At 58.4% G+C, this 17,381-nt stretch carries 15 protein-coding genes; 7 read left to right on the forward strand and 8 right to left on the reverse strand.

The features are described from left to right. The 3 genes from kdpC to kdpE all read left to right on the forward strand — a co-directional run bounded on the left by kdpC (nt 1) and on the right by kdpE (nt 4,040). Nucleotides 1–567, forward strand: a complete 567-nt coding sequence (gene kdpC, locus HF675_RS17575) for a potassium-transporting ATPase subunit KdpC (RefSeq protein ID WP_187043512.1) — start codon at nt 1–3, stop codon at nt 565–567. A 78-nt stretch (nt 568–645) separates the two neighbouring features. Beyond that, on the forward strand, nt 646–3,339 hold the full coding sequence (gene kdpD, locus HF675_RS17580) for a two-component system sensor histidine kinase KdpD (RefSeq protein WP_105230139.1): 2,694 nt from the start codon (nt 646–648) through the stop codon (nt 3,337–3,339). An 11-nt stretch (nt 3,340–3,350) separates the two neighbouring features. Then, a complete protein-coding gene (gene kdpE / locus HF675_RS17585; RefSeq protein ID WP_105233227.1) occupies nt 3,351–4,040 on the forward strand; it encodes a two-component system response regulator KdpE in 690 nt (229 codons plus the stop codon). Nucleotides 4,041–4,045: 5 nt separating this feature from the next. Here kdpE and HF675_RS17590 read toward each other — a convergent pair whose 3' ends face one another. From HF675_RS17590 to seqA, 4 genes are all read right to left on the reverse strand, one after another. Next, nucleotides 4,046–4,351, reverse strand: a complete 306-nt coding sequence (locus tag HF675_RS17590; protein ID WP_105230138.1) for a DUF3861 domain-containing protein — start codon at nt 4,349–4,351, stop codon at nt 4,046–4,048. Further along, entirely contained in the window at nt 4,351–4,959 is a 609-nt protein-coding gene (locus HF675_RS17595) for a PadR family transcriptional regulator (protein WP_105230137.1), read from the reverse strand. The genes HF675_RS17590 and HF675_RS17595 overlap by 1 nt, the downstream gene beginning before the upstream one ends. A gap of 167 nt (nt 4,960–5,126) precedes the next feature. Next, nucleotides 5,127–6,770 (reverse strand): phosphoglucomutase (alpha-D-glucose-1,6-bisphosphate-dependent), encoded by a 1,644-nt coding sequence (gene pgm / locus HF675_RS17600; RefSeq protein WP_187043513.1) that lies wholly within the window; start codon nt 6,768–6,770, stop codon nt 5,127–5,129. A 75-nt stretch (nt 6,771–6,845) separates the two neighbouring features. Then, nucleotides 6,846–7,379 (reverse strand): replication initiation negative regulator SeqA, encoded by a 534-nt coding sequence (seqA, locus tag HF675_RS17605; protein ID WP_105230135.1) that lies wholly within the window; start codon nt 7,377–7,379, stop codon nt 6,846–6,848. 270 nt (nt 7,380–7,649) lie between these two features. On the opposite strand from seqA, the gene ybfF reads away from it, so the two are divergent. The 4 genes from ybfF to fur all read left to right on the forward strand — a co-directional run bounded on the left by ybfF (nt 7,650) and on the right by fur (nt 10,467). Next, nucleotides 7,650–8,432, forward strand: a complete 783-nt coding sequence (gene ybfF, locus HF675_RS17610; protein ID WP_187044766.1) for an esterase — start codon at nt 7,650–7,652, stop codon at nt 8,430–8,432. Between the two features lie 250 nt (nt 8,433–8,682). After that, a complete protein-coding gene (gene ybfE / locus HF675_RS17615) occupies nt 8,683–8,970 on the forward strand; it encodes a LexA regulated protein (protein WP_105230133.1) in 288 nt (95 codons plus the stop codon). A 206-nt stretch (nt 8,971–9,176) separates the two neighbouring features. Continuing rightward, nucleotides 9,177–9,716 (forward strand): flavodoxin FldA, encoded by a 540-nt coding sequence (fldA, locus tag HF675_RS17620; RefSeq protein WP_105230132.1) that lies wholly within the window; start codon nt 9,177–9,179, stop codon nt 9,714–9,716. 304 nt (nt 9,717–10,020) lie between these two features. Next, complete coding sequence (gene fur / locus HF675_RS17625) at nt 10,021–10,467, forward strand: ferric iron uptake transcriptional regulator (RefSeq protein WP_105230131.1); 447 nt, start codon at nt 10,021–10,023, stop codon at nt 10,465–10,467. Between the two features lie 114 nt (nt 10,468–10,581). Here the strand turns inward: fur and HF675_RS17630 are convergent, their stop codons facing one another. From HF675_RS17630 to glnS, 4 genes are all read right to left on the reverse strand, one after another. Next, nucleotides 10,582–13,245 carry a family 20 glycosylhydrolase gene (locus HF675_RS17630; RefSeq protein WP_187043514.1) on the reverse strand — a complete coding sequence of 888 codons (2,664 nt, stop codon included), beginning with the start codon at nt 13,243–13,245 and terminating at the stop codon, nt 10,582–10,584. A 2-nt stretch (nt 13,246–13,247) separates the two neighbouring features. After that, nucleotides 13,248–13,589 (reverse strand): ChiQ/YbfN family lipoprotein, encoded by a 342-nt coding sequence (gene chiQ, locus HF675_RS17635; RefSeq protein WP_111737587.1) that lies wholly within the window; start codon nt 13,587–13,589, stop codon nt 13,248–13,250. Between the two features lie 14 nt (nt 13,590–13,603). Continuing rightward, entirely contained in the window at nt 13,604–15,082 is a 1,479-nt protein-coding gene (locus tag HF675_RS17640; RefSeq protein WP_187043515.1) for an OprD family outer membrane porin, read from the reverse strand. Nucleotides 15,083–15,669: 587 nt separating this feature from the next. Further along, nucleotides 15,670–17,337, reverse strand: coding sequence for a glutamine--tRNA ligase (glnS, locus tag HF675_RS17645; protein ID WP_105230127.1), 1,668 nt, complete (start codon nt 17,335–17,337; stop codon nt 15,670–15,672). Between the last annotated feature and the right edge of the window lie 44 nt (nt 17,338–17,381).

The raw sequence follows: 17,381 nt of genomic DNA on the forward strand, positions 1-17,381 counted from the left end.
ATGTCTTATTTACGTCCTGCGCTGGTGATGCTGATTTTGCTGACGCTGCTCACCGGTATCGCCTATCCGCTGCTGACCACCGGCCTGGCGCAGCTGCTATTTTCCCAGCAGGCCAACGGCTCGCTGCTGTACCATGGCGACAAACTGGCCGGTTCGGCGCTGATCGGCCAGAATTTTACCCAGCCGCGCTATTTCTGGGGCCGCCCTTCCGCCACCGCCGATTCGGCCTATAATGCCGAAGCGTCAGGCGGCAGCAATCTGGCGGCGTCAAACCCGGCGCTGGATAACGCCTTCGCCGAGCGGGCCGCCCTGCTGCGTCAGGCCAACCCGACCATGCGCGGCCCGATCCCGGTCGACCTGCTGACCGCCTCCGGCAGCGGCCTCGACCCGCAGATCTCCGTCGCCGCCGCGCAGTACCAGCTGGCCCGCATCGCCGCCGCCCGCCATCTGCCGCCGGCCCGGGTGGCGCGGTTAATCGCCGAACACAGCGAACGACCCGCGCCGGGCTTTCTCGGCACGACCACGGTCAACGTGCTGCAGTTGAATATGGCGCTGGACGCGCTGTAATAAACGCGACAGGCATGTCCCTTTCTGTACGGGTTCGCCGCGGCGAACCCATTTTGCGTTGCCAGACAAGGAGTTTTCATGGTTGATGATGAACAGCAGCGCCCCGATCCGGACAGCCTGCTGGCGGTCGCCAACGAAAAACCTCGCGGCCGTCTGAAAGTATTTTTCGGCGCCTGCGCCGGCGTCGGTAAAACCTACGCCATGCTGCAAGAAGCCCAGAGGCAACGCGCTCTGGGCCTTGACGTTCTGATCGGGGTGGTGGAGACCCACGGCCGCAATGAGACCGCCGCGCTGCTGGACGGGCTGAGCGTGCTGCCGCAAAAACGGATTCAGCACCGCGGCCGCGTGGTGCGTGAGTTCGATCTGGATGCCGCGCTGGCGCGCCATCCGGCGCTGATCCTGATGGATGAACTGGCCCACAGCAACGCCCACGGCTCGCGTCACCCCAAACGCTGGCAGGATGTGGAGGAGCTGCTGGATGCCGGCATCGACGTACTGACCACCGTCAACGTACAGCACCTGGAAAGCCTGAACGACGTAGTCGGCGGCATTACCGGCGTGCGGGTGCGCGAAACCGTGCCCGACCACGTCTTCGATCAGGCCACCGAAGTGGTGCTGGTCGACCTGCCGCCGGACGACCTGCAGCGGCGGCTGAATGAGGGCAAGGTCTACCTGCCCGGCCACGCCGAGCGCGCCATTGAGCACTTCTTCCGCAAAGGCAACCTGATCGCCCTGCGCGAGCTGGCGCTGCGCCGCACCGCCGACCGGGTGGACGACCAGATGCGCGCCTTCCGCGATACCCAGGGACAGGAGAAGGTCTGGCACACCCGCGACAGCATTTTGCTGTGCGTCGGCCACAACAGCGGCAGCGAAAAACTGGTGCGCATTGCCGCCCGTCTGGCGGCGCGGCTCGGCTGCCACTGGCACGCGGTCTATGTGGAAACCCCCAAGCTGCACCGGCTGCCGGAAAGCCGTCGGCGCGCCATTCTGCGCGCGCTGCGTCTGGCGCAGGAACTGGGCGCACAGACCGCCACGCTAGCCGCACCGTCGGAAGAGCGCGCGGTGCTGCGTTACGCCCGTGAACATAATCTGGGTAAAATTATTATCGGCCGGCGTGGTGAACAGCGCTGGAAGTTCCGCAGCAGTTTCGCCGACCGTCTCGGCCAGTTAGGGCCAGACCTCGATCTGGTGATCGTGGCGCTGGAGGATGAGCGCCCGCCGAGCGTGCTGAAAGAACCCGATAACCGCAGCTTCAGCGATAAGTGGCGCATGCAGCTACGCGGCTGCGCGGTGGCGTTCGCGCTGTGCGCGCTGATCACCCTGCTCTCCCAATGGCTGCTGCCGGGATTCGATCAGGCCAACCTGGTGATGGTGTATCTGCTCGGCGTGGTGATTGTCGCGCTGTTTTTCGGCCGCTGGCCATCAGTGCTGGCGGCGGTGATTAACGTCGCCAGTTTCGATCTGTTCTTTGTCCAGCCGCACTGGTCATTTGCCGTCAGCGATGTGCAGTATCTGCTGACCTTCGCGGTGATGCTGACCGTCGGTATCACCATCGGTAACCTCACCGCCGGCGTGCGTTATCAGGCGCGCGTGGCGCGCTACCGCGAACAGCGGGCGCGACACCTGTATGAAATGTCGCACGGCCTGAGCCAGGCGCTGACCGCCGAAGACGTCGCCAGCACCAGCCGTCACTTCCTTTCCAGCAGTTTTCACGCCAAAACCGTGCTGATGCTGCCGCAGGAAGACGGCCAGCTGCGGCAAATGGTCGGCCAGGACGGCGGTCTGCTGTCGGTGGATGAGGCCATCGCCCGCTGGAGCTATGACAAAGGGCAGCCCGCCGGCGCGGGCACCGATACGCTGCCCGGCGTGCCTTACCAACTGCTGCCGCTGAAAACCTCGCAGCACACCTTCGGCCTGCTGGCGATCGAGCCGAACAATCTGCGCCAGCTGATGGTGCCGGAACAGCAGCGGCTGCTGCAAACCTTCAGCGTGCTGATCGCCAGCGCGCTGGAGCGTCAGCAACTGGCGCGCAGCGCCGCGCAGGCGCGGCTGGATACCGAACGCGAGCAGCTGCGCAACTCGCTGCTGGCAGCGCTGTCGCACGATCTGCGCACGCCGCTGACGGTGCTGTTCGGCCAGGCGGAAATTCTTACGCTGGACCTGGCGACAGAAGGATCCCGGCACGCCCCGCAGGCCAGCCAGATCCGCCAGCAGGTGTTGAGCACCACCCGGCTGGTGAATAATCTGCTGGATATGGCGCGCATTCAGTCCGGCGGTTTTATCCTGCGCAAAGAGTGGCAGTCGCTGGAGGAGATCGTCGGCGCGTCGCTGCATATGCTGGAGCCGATCTTCAACCAGCATGAGGTCAAGGTGGAGCTGCCCGATGAAATGGTGCTGATCAACTGCGATGGTAGTTTATTGGAGCGTGTATTCACCAACCTGTTGGAAAATGCCGATAAATATGCCGGACAGGATGCTATTATCGGTATTCGCGCCCGCACTTTGCCGGAGTGGCTGGAGGTGGAAATCTGGGATAACGGCCCCGGTATTCCCGCCGAGCAAAGGCAGCATATCTTCGACAAATTCTCTCGCGGCGATAAAGAATCCGCCATTCCCGGCGTCGGTCTGGGGCTGGCGATCTGTCGCGCCATTATCGAGCTGCACGGCGGGCGTATTTGGGCGGATAACGGCAACCACGGCGGCGCCAGCTTCAAGTTTCTGCTGCCGCTGGAAAGCATGCCGGAAATGGACGGCGCAGACTTCGATTTATAACGAGGACAATGTTGAGCATGACCCCGATTAACATTCTGATCGTGGAAGATGAGAAAGAGATCCGGCGCTTTGTCCGCAGCGCGCTGGAGACGGAAGGACTGCGGGTGTTTGAAAGCGATACGCTGCAGCGGGGTCTGATTGAAGCCGGCACGCGCAAGCCGGACCTGATTATTCTCGATCTGGGGCTGCCCGACGGCGACGGGCTGAGTTTTATCCGCGATCTGCGCCAGTGGAGCAGCATCCCGATCATCGTGCTGTCCGCCCGCCTGGCGGAAGAGGACAAAATCTCCGCGCTGGACGCCGGCGCCGACGACTATCTCAGCAAACCCTTCGGGATCGGTGAGCTGCTGGCGCGGGTGCGGGTGGCGCTGCGCCGCCATGCCGGCAGCCAGCAGGAAAGCCCGCAGGTCAGCTTTGCCGACGTCAGCGTCGATCTGCTTAACCGCCAGGTCACGCGCGGCGGCGAAGAGCTGCATCTGACGCCGATTGAGTTCCGTCTGCTGGCCGAACTGCTGGCCAACGCCGGCAAGGTGCTGACCCAGCGCCAGTTGCTCAGCCACGTCTGGGGGCCGAACTACGTCGAACACAGCCATTACCTGCGCATTTATATGGGGCATCTGCGGCAGAAGCTGGAGGCCGATCCGGCGCGCCCCAAGCATCTGCTAACCGAAACCGGCGTCGGCTACCGCTTTATGCCCTGAGCCGGCTATTCCCCCGCCTGCGGCCCTTTTTTTAGACCGACCATAAACGCTTTGAATGCGTCGCGCAGCGGCGCAAACACCGCATGTTTACGGTTTTCGATCATCACCTCGGAAAACAGTTTCAACCCGACGGCAAAGGCGGCGCTTTTTTCCTTGCCGAAGGCCAAATCCTCCCGCCCCTGGATGCGTTCGACAATCTCCAGAATGTCGTCATGATTTTCCACTTCAAACACCAGCGGCGTCTTTTCTACCGGCGCGCCTTTACGGTCGCTCAGCGCCTCAACGGTAATACGAAAACGGTGTCCCGGCATCAGGCTTGCTCCTCTGCATTGTCATGTGTGGCCACTTCGGCCTCAATACGGCCGAGCGCTTCAAGCAGCGCCTGGTTAATACGCTCAACCTGCTCCTGGGTCAGATCGGCGCGCATCATATTGCCGCGCAGCACGCACCTCAGACGATGCATGGTGTCGGCAATGCCTTCCGCCAGATTCCCTTCGCGGCGAAGGCCGGCACCGGCCAGGCGGGCGAAAATCACGTCTACCGTGGTCTGATGCTGCGCCAGTTCCGCTCTGCCGGCATCCGTGATCCGGTAGTTCTTGCGCCCTTTGCCTGAGGTTTCCGCTTCCAGGAAATCCTGTTCTTCCAGCAGCGTCAGCGTCGGATAGATCACGCCGGGGCTTGGCACATACAGGCCGGAGGAGGCCTCTTCAATCGCCTTGATTAATTCATAGCCGTGGCTCGGTTTGCGCTCAACCAGCGCCAGCAGCACCATACGCAGTTCGCCGTGTTCAAACAGGCGGTGCAGTTTACTGCCGTGGCCGCCCATCGCATGACGCCCGGCGCGATGATGGTGGAAGTGGCGTTCATGCATTTCACCATGACGATCGCAGAAGCGATCCGAACGGAATCGATGAAACATAATGCTTACCTCTCAGGTTTTTTAGATATATCGAATCAAGTCCGATATATCTAATCTAGATCGATATATCTAAATCGGCAAGGAAAATATCGTGGTTAGATATATCTAAATTACGGGCATAAAAAAAGCGCTGTAAAAACAGCGCTTTTTTCTATTACTGCGGGGGATTATTTTGCGGAGGACAGCACTTCGCTGACGATCTCCACCGCTTCCTGCTCGATTTTCTGGCGGTGTTCCGCCCCGAGGAAGCTCTCGCAATAGATTTTGTAGGCCTCTTCCGTACCGGATGGACGCGCCGCAAACCAGCCGTTGTCGGTCATCACCTTCAGGCCGCCGATCGACGCGCCGTTGCCCGGTGCTGCGGTCAGACGTGCGGTGATGGCATCGCCGCCCAGCGTGTCGGCCTGCACCATCTCTGGAGACAGCTTGGACAGCGCCGCTTTCTGCGCGTGGCTCGCCGGCGCCTGCAGACGGTTGTAGCTTGGCGCGCCGAAGCGGGCCGCCAGCAGGTCATAATGACGCTGCGGGTTCTCACCGCTCACCGCGGTAATTTCCGCCGCCAGCAGGCACATAATGATGCCGTCTTTGTCGGTAGACCACGGCTTGCCGTCGAAACGCAGGAAGGACGCGCCAGCGCTCTCTTCGCCGCCGAAGCCGAAGCTGCCGTCGTACAGACCGTCAACGAACCATTTGAAGCCGACCGGCACTTCCACCAGTTTGCGGCCCAAATCGGCCACCACGCGGTCAATCATCGCGCTGGACACCAGCGTTTTACCGACGGCAACGTCGGCGCCCCACTGCGGACGGTGCTGGAACAGGTAGTTGATCGCCACCGCCAGATAGTGATTCGGGTTCATCAAGCCAGCCGGCGTCACGATGCCGTGGCGGTCGTAATCCGGGTCATTGGCAAACGCCAGATCGAACTTGTCGCGCAGCGCCAGCAGACCCGCCATTGCCGATTCGGAGGAGCAGTCCATGCGAATCACGCCGTCGTGGTCCAGGCTCATAAAGCGGAAGGTCTGATCGACGGCGTCGTTCACCAGCGTCAGGTCCAGCTTGTAATGCTCGGCGATACACTGCCAGTAAGCGATGCCGGAGCCGCCGAGCGGATCGACGCCCAGCTTCAGGCCGGCATTCTGAATGGCCGGCATATCAACGACGTCCACCAGCCCTTCAACATACGGCTGCACCAGATCCTGCGCGTGCAGATGACCGCCGTTCCAGGCCTTCTCCAGCGACTGACGCTGTACGCCCTGCAGTTTGGCGCTCAGCAGTTCGTTGGCGCGTTTTTCAATCACCGAGGTCAGATTGGTGTCGGCCGGGCCGCCGTTAGGCGGGTTGTATTTGATGCCGCCATCTTCCGGTGGGTTGTGGGAAGGCGTGATAACGATGCCGTCCGCCTGCGCGCCGCCTTTGCTGTTGTAGCTCAGGATGGCGTTGGAAATCGCCGGCGTTGGCGTGTAGCCGTTGTTCTCCTGGACGATAACATCCACGCCGTTGGCGGTCAGCACTTCCAGCACCGAGATAAATGCCGGTTCAGACAGGGCGTGCGTATCCTTACCCACGTAGCACGGGCCGGTGATGCCCTGCTGGCGACGCACTTCGGCAATCGCCTGAGCGATCGCCAGAATGTGCGCTTCATTAAAACTGTGGCGCTGGGCGCTGCCACGGTGACCGGACGTGCCGAATTTCACCGCATGGGCGGCATTGCCGGCTTCCGGCTGCAGCACATAATACTGCGACGTCAGCTGCGCCACGTTAATCAGATCGCTTTGCTGAGCCGGTTGCCCGGCACGTGGATGGTTCGCCATCAACATCTCTCCCTTTCTCTTCTCGGGAGCCAGGCGCAATGACGCCGCGGCCGCCGAGACGAGCAGTTCGCTAAATCAAATAGTCCCGCAAACCTTTTCTGTCAGCTCCGTCGGGAACTGCATAGCCAGCATGATGTGCTCGATCATGCTGCGTTTACGGCCGGTATTGGTATTGGTGATCACCCAGTAAGGCGTACCCGGAACGTGTTTCGGTTTGGTGTGCGTTCCATTTGCCAGCAGCGTTTGCTGATCGCCGGCAAAATAGGTGCGGGTACGGCCATGCAACGCGTCGGTCGCCATGGCGAAACCGGCCGCATCCAGGGTGTACAGCGTAGAAAGTACCAGCATAAAGCGATTTACGGCTTTGTTCTGCTCGGCGTATTCATCCGACAGCAGCAGTTCGCGCATGGCGCGTACGCGATCGCGCGGGCGTGGCGCCGCCGCTTTTTCCGGCTCCTGACCCTGGGCCACTACGCTTGCGCTACGCACAGGTTGCCCTGCGGAAAACTTCAACATACGCCGTAAAATATCGGACGCACTTTCCCCGATATGTTGCGTGTGGCTGGCAATATAACGGTAAAGTTCTTCGTCGACTTCAATAGTTTTCATCTTTATCCAGTACTGTGTTTTCTACTTAAAGCCCGAAGCCAGGTTCTGTCTTCAAGCCGAGGGATTATAAAGTTAAAAGCGTGGGGGCAGACACAACAAAGTGCCGTTCTCAGGCAAAAGCAGACTATTACCTATATCCCCGTCATTTTTTATCCTGCCCTCGCCGGCCGGCGCGCGGGAAATACGGTGGATAACGGGATGCGTCAGCACTGCCAATCCATCACCTTTGCAGATAATGAGTATGATACCCTATCAGAACCTCTCAAGATCATGAACTTCGCGATGAAATTACATTATCAATTGCTGGCCGCACAGTCGGAGAACGCCGATACCCTTCCTATCCTGCTGATCCACGGCCTGTTCGGCAATCTCGACAACCTCGGGGTGCTGGCGCGCGACTTAAATCAGCAACACAACGTCATCAAAGTGGATCTGCGCAACCACGGCCTGTCGCCGCACTCTGACGAGATGAGCTACGCGGCGATGGCGCAGGATCTGCTGACGCTGCTGGACGACCTCCGGATTGAGCGCGCCATCGTTATCGGCCATTCCATGGGCGGCAAGGCCGCCATGGCGCTGACCGCGCTGGCGCCGGAGCGCATCGAACGTCTGGTGGCGATCGACATTGCGCCGGTGGACTACCAAACCCGCCGCCATGACGAAATCTTCGCCGCCCTGACAGCGGTCAGCGACGCCGGCATCACCCAGCGCCAACAGGCGGCGCAGCTGATGCGCGACTATCTGGATGAAGAAGGCGTGATTCAGTTCCTGCTGAAATCCTTTCATCAGGGAGAGTGGCGCTTCAACCTGCCGGTGCTGATTGCCAACTACGCGGCGATCATCGGCTGGCACGACGTGCCCGCCTGGCCTCATCCGATTCTGTTTATCCGCGGCGGGCTATCGCCATATGTGCAAAACAGCTACCGTGACGCTATTGCGCGCCAGTTCCCACAGGCGCGCGCCTATGAGGTGGCCGGCACCGGACACTGGGTGCACGCGGAAAAACCGCAGGCCGTACTGCGCGCGATTCACCGCTTTTTAGCCGAACCATAACGCAGGTGGTGAAAAAACGCGCTAAAGATAACGGCTTAGCGCGTTTGCGCCTCAGTTAGGCATTGTCGTTGCGACGCCAGCTGGGGTAAGATGGCGCGCTATAATTTTTGCCGCCATCCTCAGCGTGCTGTCCGGCGCCAGATTGGTGGCAAAGTTGGCTTAGGTTGTAATGACCTGAACGGTATTAACCACAGCGTCCGGAAGCATATCATCGCTTTTTGATGCTAATTCCCTTGCAGTACCGCTACCTATGGCAAAAGAACAAACGGATCGCACGACGCTGGATCTGTTCGCAGATGAACGCCGTCCGGGGCGCCCGAAAACCAACCCGTTATCCCGTGATGAACAGCTTAGAATCAATAAGCGTAATCAGTTACGGCGCGATAAAGTACGCGGGTTACGGCGTGTGGAACTGAAAATCAACGCGGATGCGGTGGAAGCGCTGAACAAGCTGGCCGAACAACGCAACATCAGCCGCAGCGAACTGATCGAGCAAATGCTGCTGGCGCAGCTGGCGGACGAACAGCCGTCGTCGTGAACGCGGCGCGGGGATAGCGCCTGCTTAACGCCGCCTTACTTTCCGGCATCGCATGAACGCGATAAAACCCCGGAACAAATTTCTGGCATGATAGGCATTTACCGGTGGGACCCTGGTCTCTACCATGACGCCACTTTACAACGATACCGATGCGATCAGCAGGCGAAACGTATTGTAATTTATTGAATTGAAAGGTTATACGCAATATGGCTAACGTAGGCATTTTCTTTGGCAGCGACACGGGCAATACTGAAAACATTGCCAAGATGATTCAAAAGCTCCTTCGCAAAGATTTCGGCGATGATGTTGCTGAGATTCACGACATCGCCAAAAGCAGCAAAGAAGATCTGGACGCATTCGACATTTTGCTGCTGGGCATCCCGACCTGGTACTACGGTGAAGCACAATGTGACTGGGACGACTTTTTCCCGACGCTGGAAGAAATAGACTTCAACGGGAAACTGGTTGCGCTGTTCGGCTGCGGCGATCAGGAAGACTACGCCGAGTACTTCTGCGACGCGATGGGCACCATCCGCGATATTATCGAACCACGCGGCGCCGCCATCGTCGGCCACTGGCCGACCAAAGGCTACCATTTCGAAGCCTCCAAGGGCCTGGCGGACGACGACAACTTTATCGGCTTGGCCATTGATGAAGACCGCCAGCCGGAGCTGACCAACGAACGCGTGGAAGCCTGGGTCAAACAGATCGTCGAAGAGCTGAGCCTGGCCGATATCATCGGCTGATGCCATTTCGCGATGCAAGGCCCTGCAGACCGACAGGGCCGTTATCGGCATCACGGATTGAAGCAATAGAAGCTACATATTAGTAACTTCCCTCCCCGTCACGGTAGACTTTGGCTCCGTTTATCCCATTCATCAAGATGTTGCACGCGCAACATGTAACGGCGCAGTAGGCTTTTGTTAACAACCGGCGGTTTCCATTTAGGGCAACCGGTTCTATAATGAGACGCTATTAACGCTTTGTGCCGACCGATGCCACAGGCAACAATGCCTCAACTGATTAGCATAGTAACAGGACTGAATCCGCATGACTGACAACAACACCGCATTGAAGAAGGCCGGCTTAAAAGTCACGCTTCCGCGACTCAAAATCCTGGAAGTGCTGCAAGATCCGGCTTGCCATCATGTCAGTGCGGAAGATTTGTATAAGAAACTGATCGACATGGGCGAAGAAATTGGTCTGGCGACGGTTTACCGCGTACTGAACCAGTTCGACGACGCCGGTATCGTCACGCGCCATAACTTCGAAGGCGGCAAGTCAGTATTCGAACTGACCCAACAGCATCACCACGATCACCTGATCTGCCTGGACTGCGGAAAAGTGATCGAGTTCAGCGATGAGTCTATCGAACAACGTCAGCGCGATATCGCCAAACAGCACGGCATCAAACTCACCAACCACAGCCTGTACCTGTACGGCCACTGTGCCAGCGGTGACTGCCGTGAAAACGATACGCTGCATAACAAAAAATAAGTCTGGCCTGCCAGCGTAAACAGGAACCGCCGCACGGCGGTTTTTTTATGCCTGCCGTTCGTGGGTGAGCTGCGGCGCCCACCGTTATACCGCTCGGGCACCGCAGACGTTGACTTAAGCCGCTACCGGCTCCGCGCGGCTAAAGCGCTTGCCATCCGGGCTTGCCGAACGAATCTGCACTTCGCCCTGCACCGCCGGCCTGGCGGCATCATCATAACGCTGCCAACGCTGACCGCCGTCGGTCGAATATTCGATCGTCAAGCCCGGCAGCGCAATATTGGCCTCCAGCCTGCCGCCGACAATACGGGCGCCCGGCACCGGCAGACGGTAACGGATTCCGCCCGCATCCAGCTTGGCCAGTTCGCGCTGCCCCAGAATATTGGCAAAAATCAGCCACTCCTGCGCCAGCTTTTTGGTATCGACAAACTGCGTTTCACCGCCCTTATATTCGCGGCCCGCCTGATAGTCCAGTTCCCACTCGGCACGGTGCCAGGCGCGTTCGGCCACCGACAGCGCACGCGGGAAGATCATATACTCCATCTGCGGATCGGTGCGCACCACCTCGCTCCACAGCTGGGCGGACAGGCCATACGCTCCCGGCCATGGCTTATCGCTCTTGGCGGTAAAGGCATTGCCGTCGCGGTCAACCGAGGTTTCGGCGTTTTGCGGCATATTGTCCGGTGCGAAGCTGAAGATTTTACGCTCATCGCTGAAGCGGGTGCCCCAGTAATAGCCGCTGTCGTTTGGGTTCACTTCATACGGGAAGTCCAGGTAGACATAGTCCGGGTTGGAAACCACCACTTCATAGCCCTTGTTGGCCCAGTCGTTCACCGAGTCAAAACCGCCCCAGTACAGGGTATCCCAGAAGTTGACGCCCACGCGCGAGGTGGCGAACGCTTTGGCGTCCTTGGCATCTTTCAGGCCATCCTGCCAGGCCTGCATCCGATCGATGCCGTGCGCCTTCACCAGCTTGCTGACTTCCTGACCGAAGTAGCTCGGCAGATGTTCCATATCCGCCACTTTGCCGCTGTCGATAAGCCGTTGGCAGGCCTGTGACTTCGCCCATGGCTTGTCTTCTTTGCTCAGGTCAAGCATGCCCTTGCCCGCTTCCGGCTTCTTCACATCGGTATAGCCGGCGCCCAGCCGGATATTTTTCGCCTCGTCGCCGCCAAAGTGCCAGGTGCCGATCGGCTGTCCCGCCTCCTGATGCATCTTGGCAATTTCCCCCATCACCTTGTCAACAAAGCGGGTGGAAGAGTCTAGACATGGATTCAGGTAGCTCTGGCGGTTGAAGAACTGCACCGAGGTGGTGTTCGAGGTATCGGTCGGATCCACCAGCCGGTACTCCTGCGCTTCTTGCTGTTTGCCCTGCGCATGCAGTTTCTTGTAGCGCGCCTCCATGGCGATCACCGCCGCACGGGCATGCGCCGGCATGTCGATTTCCGGAATCACCTCAATATGGCGCGCCTGCGCATAGTTGAGAATGTCGATGTAATCCTGACGCGAGAAGAAACCGCCGTACACATCCGGCCCCTGACCGTACTGCGGCAGCAGACAGGTGGTTTCGCTCAGGTCATGGCAGCGCTGTCCGCCAACCTCCGTCAGCTCCGGCAGGCCGGGGATTTCAATACGCCAGCCCTCATCGTCGGTCAGGTGGAAATGGAATTTATTCAGCTTATAGGCCGCCATTTGATCCAGCAGGCGCAGCACCGCATCTTTATGGTGGAAGTTACGCGCCACGTCGAGGAACAGGCCGCGATAGGCAAAGCGCGGCGCGTCGCGCGCCTCCAGCGTGGCAATCTTTTTATCGCCGTGCAGCGGGATCAACGACAGAATTGACTGCAGGCCGTAGAACACCCCGCTCTGATCAAAACCGGTAATCCGCGCTTCTTTCTCACCCAGCGTCAGCGTATAGGCGCCGGATTGCGCCATTTCTCCGCTGAACGACGCCGGATTTACCTCAGTCTTTATCGGGTAGCCCGCCGCCGCGCTCGCCACGCCAAGCTGTGCAAAACGATCGCGCACCACGTTCGCCGTCGCCTGATCCAAGGCGCCAAGCGCCAGCGCCACGCCGTTGCCAAGATCGATATCCTGCGCATGGACCTGCACCGACACCGGCGTCGGGACGATCTGGCCACGCAGCGAGGCGGCCGGCAACATCTGCAGGTCCGCGTTACGCGTAAAGCGCGAGGCCGGCGTCATCAGCACGTTTTTATCCTCTTTGGTGCGCTTCCATTGATCGCCGGTAAACGGCGCCACGAACCGATCCAGATCCTCGGTATCGGTGTTGGTCAGCACTTTCGGCTTGGCATCGCCGGAAGTCGCATACCAGCGCGGCAGGAAATCCGTCTTAAACAGCTGCCAGTATTCGGCCACGATGGGAATTTCCACCGCCTGGTTGGCCGGGAAGCCCCGGAACGCGTCGGTCGGCTCCAGCTTGTACAGATCGCCGGTCAGGTGAGTGATGCGGAACTGTTGGTTACCCACCTCCAGCGTCTGCCGCGGGCTGTGGAAATAGATCGCCCAATCTTTGGCGGTAATCGCCTGGCCGTCGTTGGCCAACGTGATCATCACCTTGTTGCAGGCCGCCCAGTCGGCGCCCAGCCTGGCGCAATCCACGCCGCTGTCGGCCGCGCGGTTGTCCAGCATTTTGATATTCAGCTTCAGCTGGCTGAGGCGATCCACCAGCGGTTGATCCGCCATGGCGTTGCCGATCACGCCGAACATGCCGGCGGTCGCCGCCAGTACGGCCAGGGCACTCAGTTTAAATCTGTTCATCTTCAGACTCCTTGGTCATCGTGATTATTCGCCCGAATTTCTTGCCACAGCTTGCCGCAGCGCTCGTGATACGCCTGGCCGTCGCCGCTGTGCAGCGCCTGAATGCATTTTTGGTAATCCATCACGCGTACCGTTTCCTGTTCAGCAAACGGCTGGTGCCGTTGCTCTTGCCGCAAGACATCCAGCACCGCCTGGCAGGACTGCAATTTTTCCGGCGAGCCTTCTGCGGTATTGATGCAGGCGGCGTATGCCTGCCGTAAGCGGCCGTCTTCCGGCGCCGCCTGCGGCTGTACGCAGCCCGCCAACCCTACCGTCACGGTTACCGCCAACATGCGTTTTTTCATGAAACTGTCCCCTGTCATCCTGCCCCGGCCGCAAAGCCAAGGCAGCGATTAAAAATGGTGAACGGTGCGATAACCATAAATTTGACGTCGCGCTCATCCTGGAAGATGTTGCCGTAGCCGCCGCCCCAGCTCGGAATATCGGAATGGTTGTCATACTGCGTGAAGTGCAGCTTGAATAACGTGCCTTTGGCGCGCCCTTCCTGCACGGTGTACATCGCATCCAGACTGTAGGCGCTCTCTTTCAGACGCTGGTTCTGATCGTAAATCGGGTTAGTGCTCGGTTTGGCGTCCCAGGCGTAGACGTAAGAGCCGCCGACCGCCCAGCCCGGCAGGTTCCATTTGCTCAGGTCGTACATCACTCCGGCGTAGAGCGCTTTCTCGCCGTTGGCGTTAAAGTCGGAACGGTTGTCCCACCACACATCCAGGCGGCCGTTCGAGGAGGCATAGGTCGGCGTCATACGCTGCAGGAAGTAGCCCTGGTTACCTTCGGCCTTGACCATGGTGCCTTCCAGACGCCAGGTAAACTGGCCGGTGGTGTAGCCGAAGGTCAGCGCCTGCAGCCAGGCCAGCCCGTCGTAAATGCTGTTAGGATCCTGTTTGTCGCTGATGCGGTCTTCAGCGCCATAGAATTGATAGCTGGTGGTGAGCGGGTTGCCGAACAGTTCAAATTGATAGGCAGCCTTGGCGAAATATTGGTTCACATAGCCTTGCGCCTGACCAAAGGCCGCTTCCAGCACCAGATCGTTTTTGAAATCATATTTGGCGCCAATAGAGTGCAGATAGGAAACCGACGTTTTCCTGTCATTCTGGCGGAAGTCATCCATCTCAATATGCCATGGCGCCTTATATTTATCGGTCCACATATAAGAGAAGCTGAGGGCGCCGGCATCACCGTAGTCGAAATTGGCGCCGGCCTCCGCGCCGCGATAGGTGCCCGGTAAAAAGCTCCAGTGCGGCGCCAGCAGCGTTTGGCCGCTGGGTTGGATATAACCGGCGCGCGCCCAGAGCGGACCATATTTGAGTTTGGCGGCGGCTTTGTACAGGCTCACCCCGCCCTTATCACCCTGATACGTTTCGTCATAGGTGCGGTTGCTGCTGGAGAACGCGATTTCGTTCGGGTGGCCGCTGTCTTTGCTTTCCGCAATTTCAATCGCGCTGAAGGCGGCAATATCCAGACCCAGCATGTCCCAGGCATAGCCGGAACTGAAATCCAGACTCAGGTTGGCGGTTGCATGCGACAGATTGGTGGTATAGCTGTTGTAATCGGGGTTATTGACCGTGACGCTGCTGCCGTCCGGCCTGGTCATCTCTTTGGTTTTATTTAAATCTTTACGATCGCGTTCGCGCTGCCAGTAATACACGCCGCCGCTTAGCGTGGAATCCTCGATAAACCCTGCTGCCTGCGCTGCCGGGGGCATCGCCAGCCCTGTCCCCAACAGCGCGCCCGCGACAGCAAGCGTCAGCGTATTACGCCGAACACCGTGCGTAGCCATAATGAAATTCCTCTTTGACATAAAAAGCGCGGCCGCCGCTGCCCATCACTGCCTCGAACGACCGCTAATAAAAAACCCGAAATGGGTAAAAAGTTTTTGCCGTCGGAAAACCCCACAGCATTTATTGCTAACCACAGACTATTTTTCGCGACGCGAATTATCAAATGGAAAATACAATAAGTTTGTCAAAGTATGACAAGGAGCACATATTGATGAGGATTTGTTACTCAGTGAAAAAATAGCGAGTGATGATACAAAAACACAATAAAATCAAAAATAAAAATAGATATTCGACAAACAGTCGGCTAGTTGAATGGTTTCAGCGTTGGCAAGATCACAAAACAACCAAGATCAGAGAGCGCTCTCTTATTTTTATTATTTTTCATCACGAATATATAAATTTATTTTACATCTAACAAATAAAATGCGACGAATAAAAAATAGCAGGCGCTGTTTGCGCCTGAGGGGTACTGTAAAAAATAAAACGACGCGCAATTACTGTAATAATATTAATGTATCGGCGGAAAAAGCAAAAAAAAGCGCAACCGAAGTTGCGCTTTAATCAGCGAGATGGCCGTAATAGCGGTTTACGCGCCCGCTTTCGCCCAGGTGTCGCGCAGGCCCACGGTGCGGTTAAACACCAGATGCTCAGCCGAAGAGTCGCGGCTGTCGGCACAGAAATAGCCTTCGCGTTCAAACTGGTAAGCGTGCTCAGGCTGCGCCTGCGCCAGGCTTGGCTCCACAAAGCCCTGCTTGACCACCAGCGACTCAGGGTTAACGGTGGCCAGGAAGTCTTCCGCCGCCCCCGGGTTTGCCACGCTGAACAGGCGGTCATACAGGCGGATTTCCGCCGGCACGGCATGCGCCGCCGACACCCAGTGAATGACGCCCTTCACCTTACGGCCGTCGGCCGGATCCTTGCTCAGCGTCTCTGCATCGTAGCTGCAGAAGATGGTGGTGATGTCGCCGGCATCGTTTTTCTCAACGCGCTCTGCCTTGATGACATAGGCATTACGCAGGCGTACTTCCTTGCCCAATACCAGACGCTTGTACTGCTTGTTGGCTTCTTCACGGAAGTCAGCGCGGTCTATATACACTTCGCGGCTGAACGGCACTTCGCGGCTGCCCATTTCCGGCTTGTTCGGATGGTTAGGCATGGTCACCGTTTCCACCTGATCCGCCGGCAGGTTCTCGATCACCACTTTAACCGGATCCAGCACCGCCATGGCGCGCGGCGCGTTCTCGTTCAGATCGTCGCGGATGCATGACTCCAACGCCATCATTTCAACGTTGTTGTCCTGCTTGGTCACGCCGATACGCTGACAGAATTCGCGGATAGAGGCGGCGGTATAGCCGCGGCGGCGCAGACCGGACACGGTCGGCATGCGCGGATCGTCCCAGCCTTCCACGATCTTCTCGGTCACCAGCTGGTTCAGCTTGCGCTTCGACATGATGGCGTACTCAAGGTTGAGACGCGAGAACTCGTACTGACGCGGGTGGCAAGGAATGGTGATGTTATCCAGCACCCAGTCATACAGACGGCGGTTATCCTGGAACTCCAGCGTACACAGCGAGTGAGTAATGCCTTCCAGCGCATCGGAAATGCAGTGGGTGAAGTCGTACATCGGATAGATGCACCACTTGTTGCCGGTCTGGTGGTGTTCGGCAAACTTGATCCGATACAGCACCGGGTCGCGCATCACGATAAACGGCGAGGCCATATCAATTTTGGCGCGCAGGCAGGCGGTGCCCTCGGCAAACTCGCCGTTACGCATTTTTTCGAACAGCGCCAGGTTCTCTTCCACCGTACGATCGCGGTACGGGCTGTTTTTGCCCGGCGCGGTCAGGGTGCCGCGATATTCGCGGATTTGCTCCGGCGTCAGTTCATCAACGTAGGCCAGGCCTTTGCCGATCAGTTCAACGGCATACTGGTGCAGCTGGTCGAAATAGTCAGAGGAGTAACGAACGTTGCCGCTCCATTGGAAACCCAGCCACTCTACGTCATGCTTGATGGAGTCAACAAACTCGAGATCTTCCTTCACCGGGTTGGTATCGTCAAAACGCAGGTTGCACTGCCCCTGGTAATCCTTGGCGATGCCAAAGTTCAGGCAGATGGATTTCGCATGGCCGATATGCAGATAGCCATTAGGTTCAGGCGGGAAGCGGGTATGAACCGTCGAGTGCTTCCCTGACGCCAGATCTTCATCGATGATCTGACGGATAAAATTGGTTGGGCGGGCTTCAGCCTCACTCATTTCACTATTCCTCAAATGCAAAGTGCTTCACATAACCGCCTATG

The sequence above is a fragment of the Serratia sp. JUb9 genome (genome assembly GCF_014298095.1).
Taxonomy (GTDB): domain Bacteria; phylum Pseudomonadota; class Gammaproteobacteria; order Enterobacterales; family Enterobacteriaceae; genus Serratia_B; species Serratia_B rhizosphaerae.

What these genes read in the sequence shown, in the direction of transcription:
- ybfE (WP_105230133.1), top strand. Translation starts at nt 8,683, where the DNA reads ATGGCAAAAGAACAAACGGATCGCACGACGCTGGATCTGTTCGCAGAT.
- HF675_RS17590 (WP_105230138.1), bottom strand. Translation starts at nt 4,351, where the DNA reads ATGCCGGGACACCGTTTTCGTATTACCGTTGAGGCGCTGAGCGACCGT.
- pgm (WP_187043513.1), bottom strand. Translation starts at nt 6,770, where the DNA reads ATGGCGAACCATCCACGTGCCGGGCAACCGGCTCAGCAAAGCGATCTG.
- HF675_RS17630 (WP_187043514.1), bottom strand. Translation starts at nt 13,245, where the DNA reads ATGAACAGATTTAAACTGAGTGCCCTGGCCGTACTGGCGGCGACCGCC.
- HF675_RS17595 (WP_105230137.1), bottom strand. Translation starts at nt 4,959, where the DNA reads ATGTTTCATCGATTCCGTTCGGATCGCTTCTGCGATCGTCATGGTGAA.
- HF675_RS17640 (WP_187043515.1), bottom strand. Translation starts at nt 15,082, where the DNA reads ATGGCTACGCACGGTGTTCGGCGTAATACGCTGACGCTTGCTGTCGCG.
- kdpC (WP_187043512.1), top strand. Translation starts at nt 1, where the DNA reads ATGTCTTATTTACGTCCTGCGCTGGTGATGCTGATTTTGCTGACGCTG.
- chiQ (WP_111737587.1), bottom strand. Translation starts at nt 13,589, where the DNA reads ATGAAAAAACGCATGTTGGCGGTAACCGTGACGGTAGGGTTGGCGGGC.
- kdpD (WP_105230139.1), top strand. Translation starts at nt 646, where the DNA reads ATGGTTGATGATGAACAGCAGCGCCCCGATCCGGACAGCCTGCTGGCG.
- ybfF (WP_187044766.1), top strand. Translation starts at nt 7,650, where the DNA reads ATGAACTTCGCGATGAAATTACATTATCAATTGCTGGCCGCACAGTCG.
- glnS (WP_105230127.1), bottom strand. Translation starts at nt 17,337, where the DNA reads ATGAGTGAGGCTGAAGCCCGCCCAACCAATTTTATCCGTCAGATCATC.
- seqA (WP_105230135.1), bottom strand. Translation starts at nt 7,379, where the DNA reads ATGAAAACTATTGAAGTCGACGAAGAACTTTACCGTTATATTGCCAGC.
- fldA (WP_105230132.1), top strand. Translation starts at nt 9,177, where the DNA reads ATGGCTAACGTAGGCATTTTCTTTGGCAGCGACACGGGCAATACTGAA.
- fur (WP_105230131.1), top strand. Translation starts at nt 10,021, where the DNA reads ATGACTGACAACAACACCGCATTGAAGAAGGCCGGCTTAAAAGTCACG.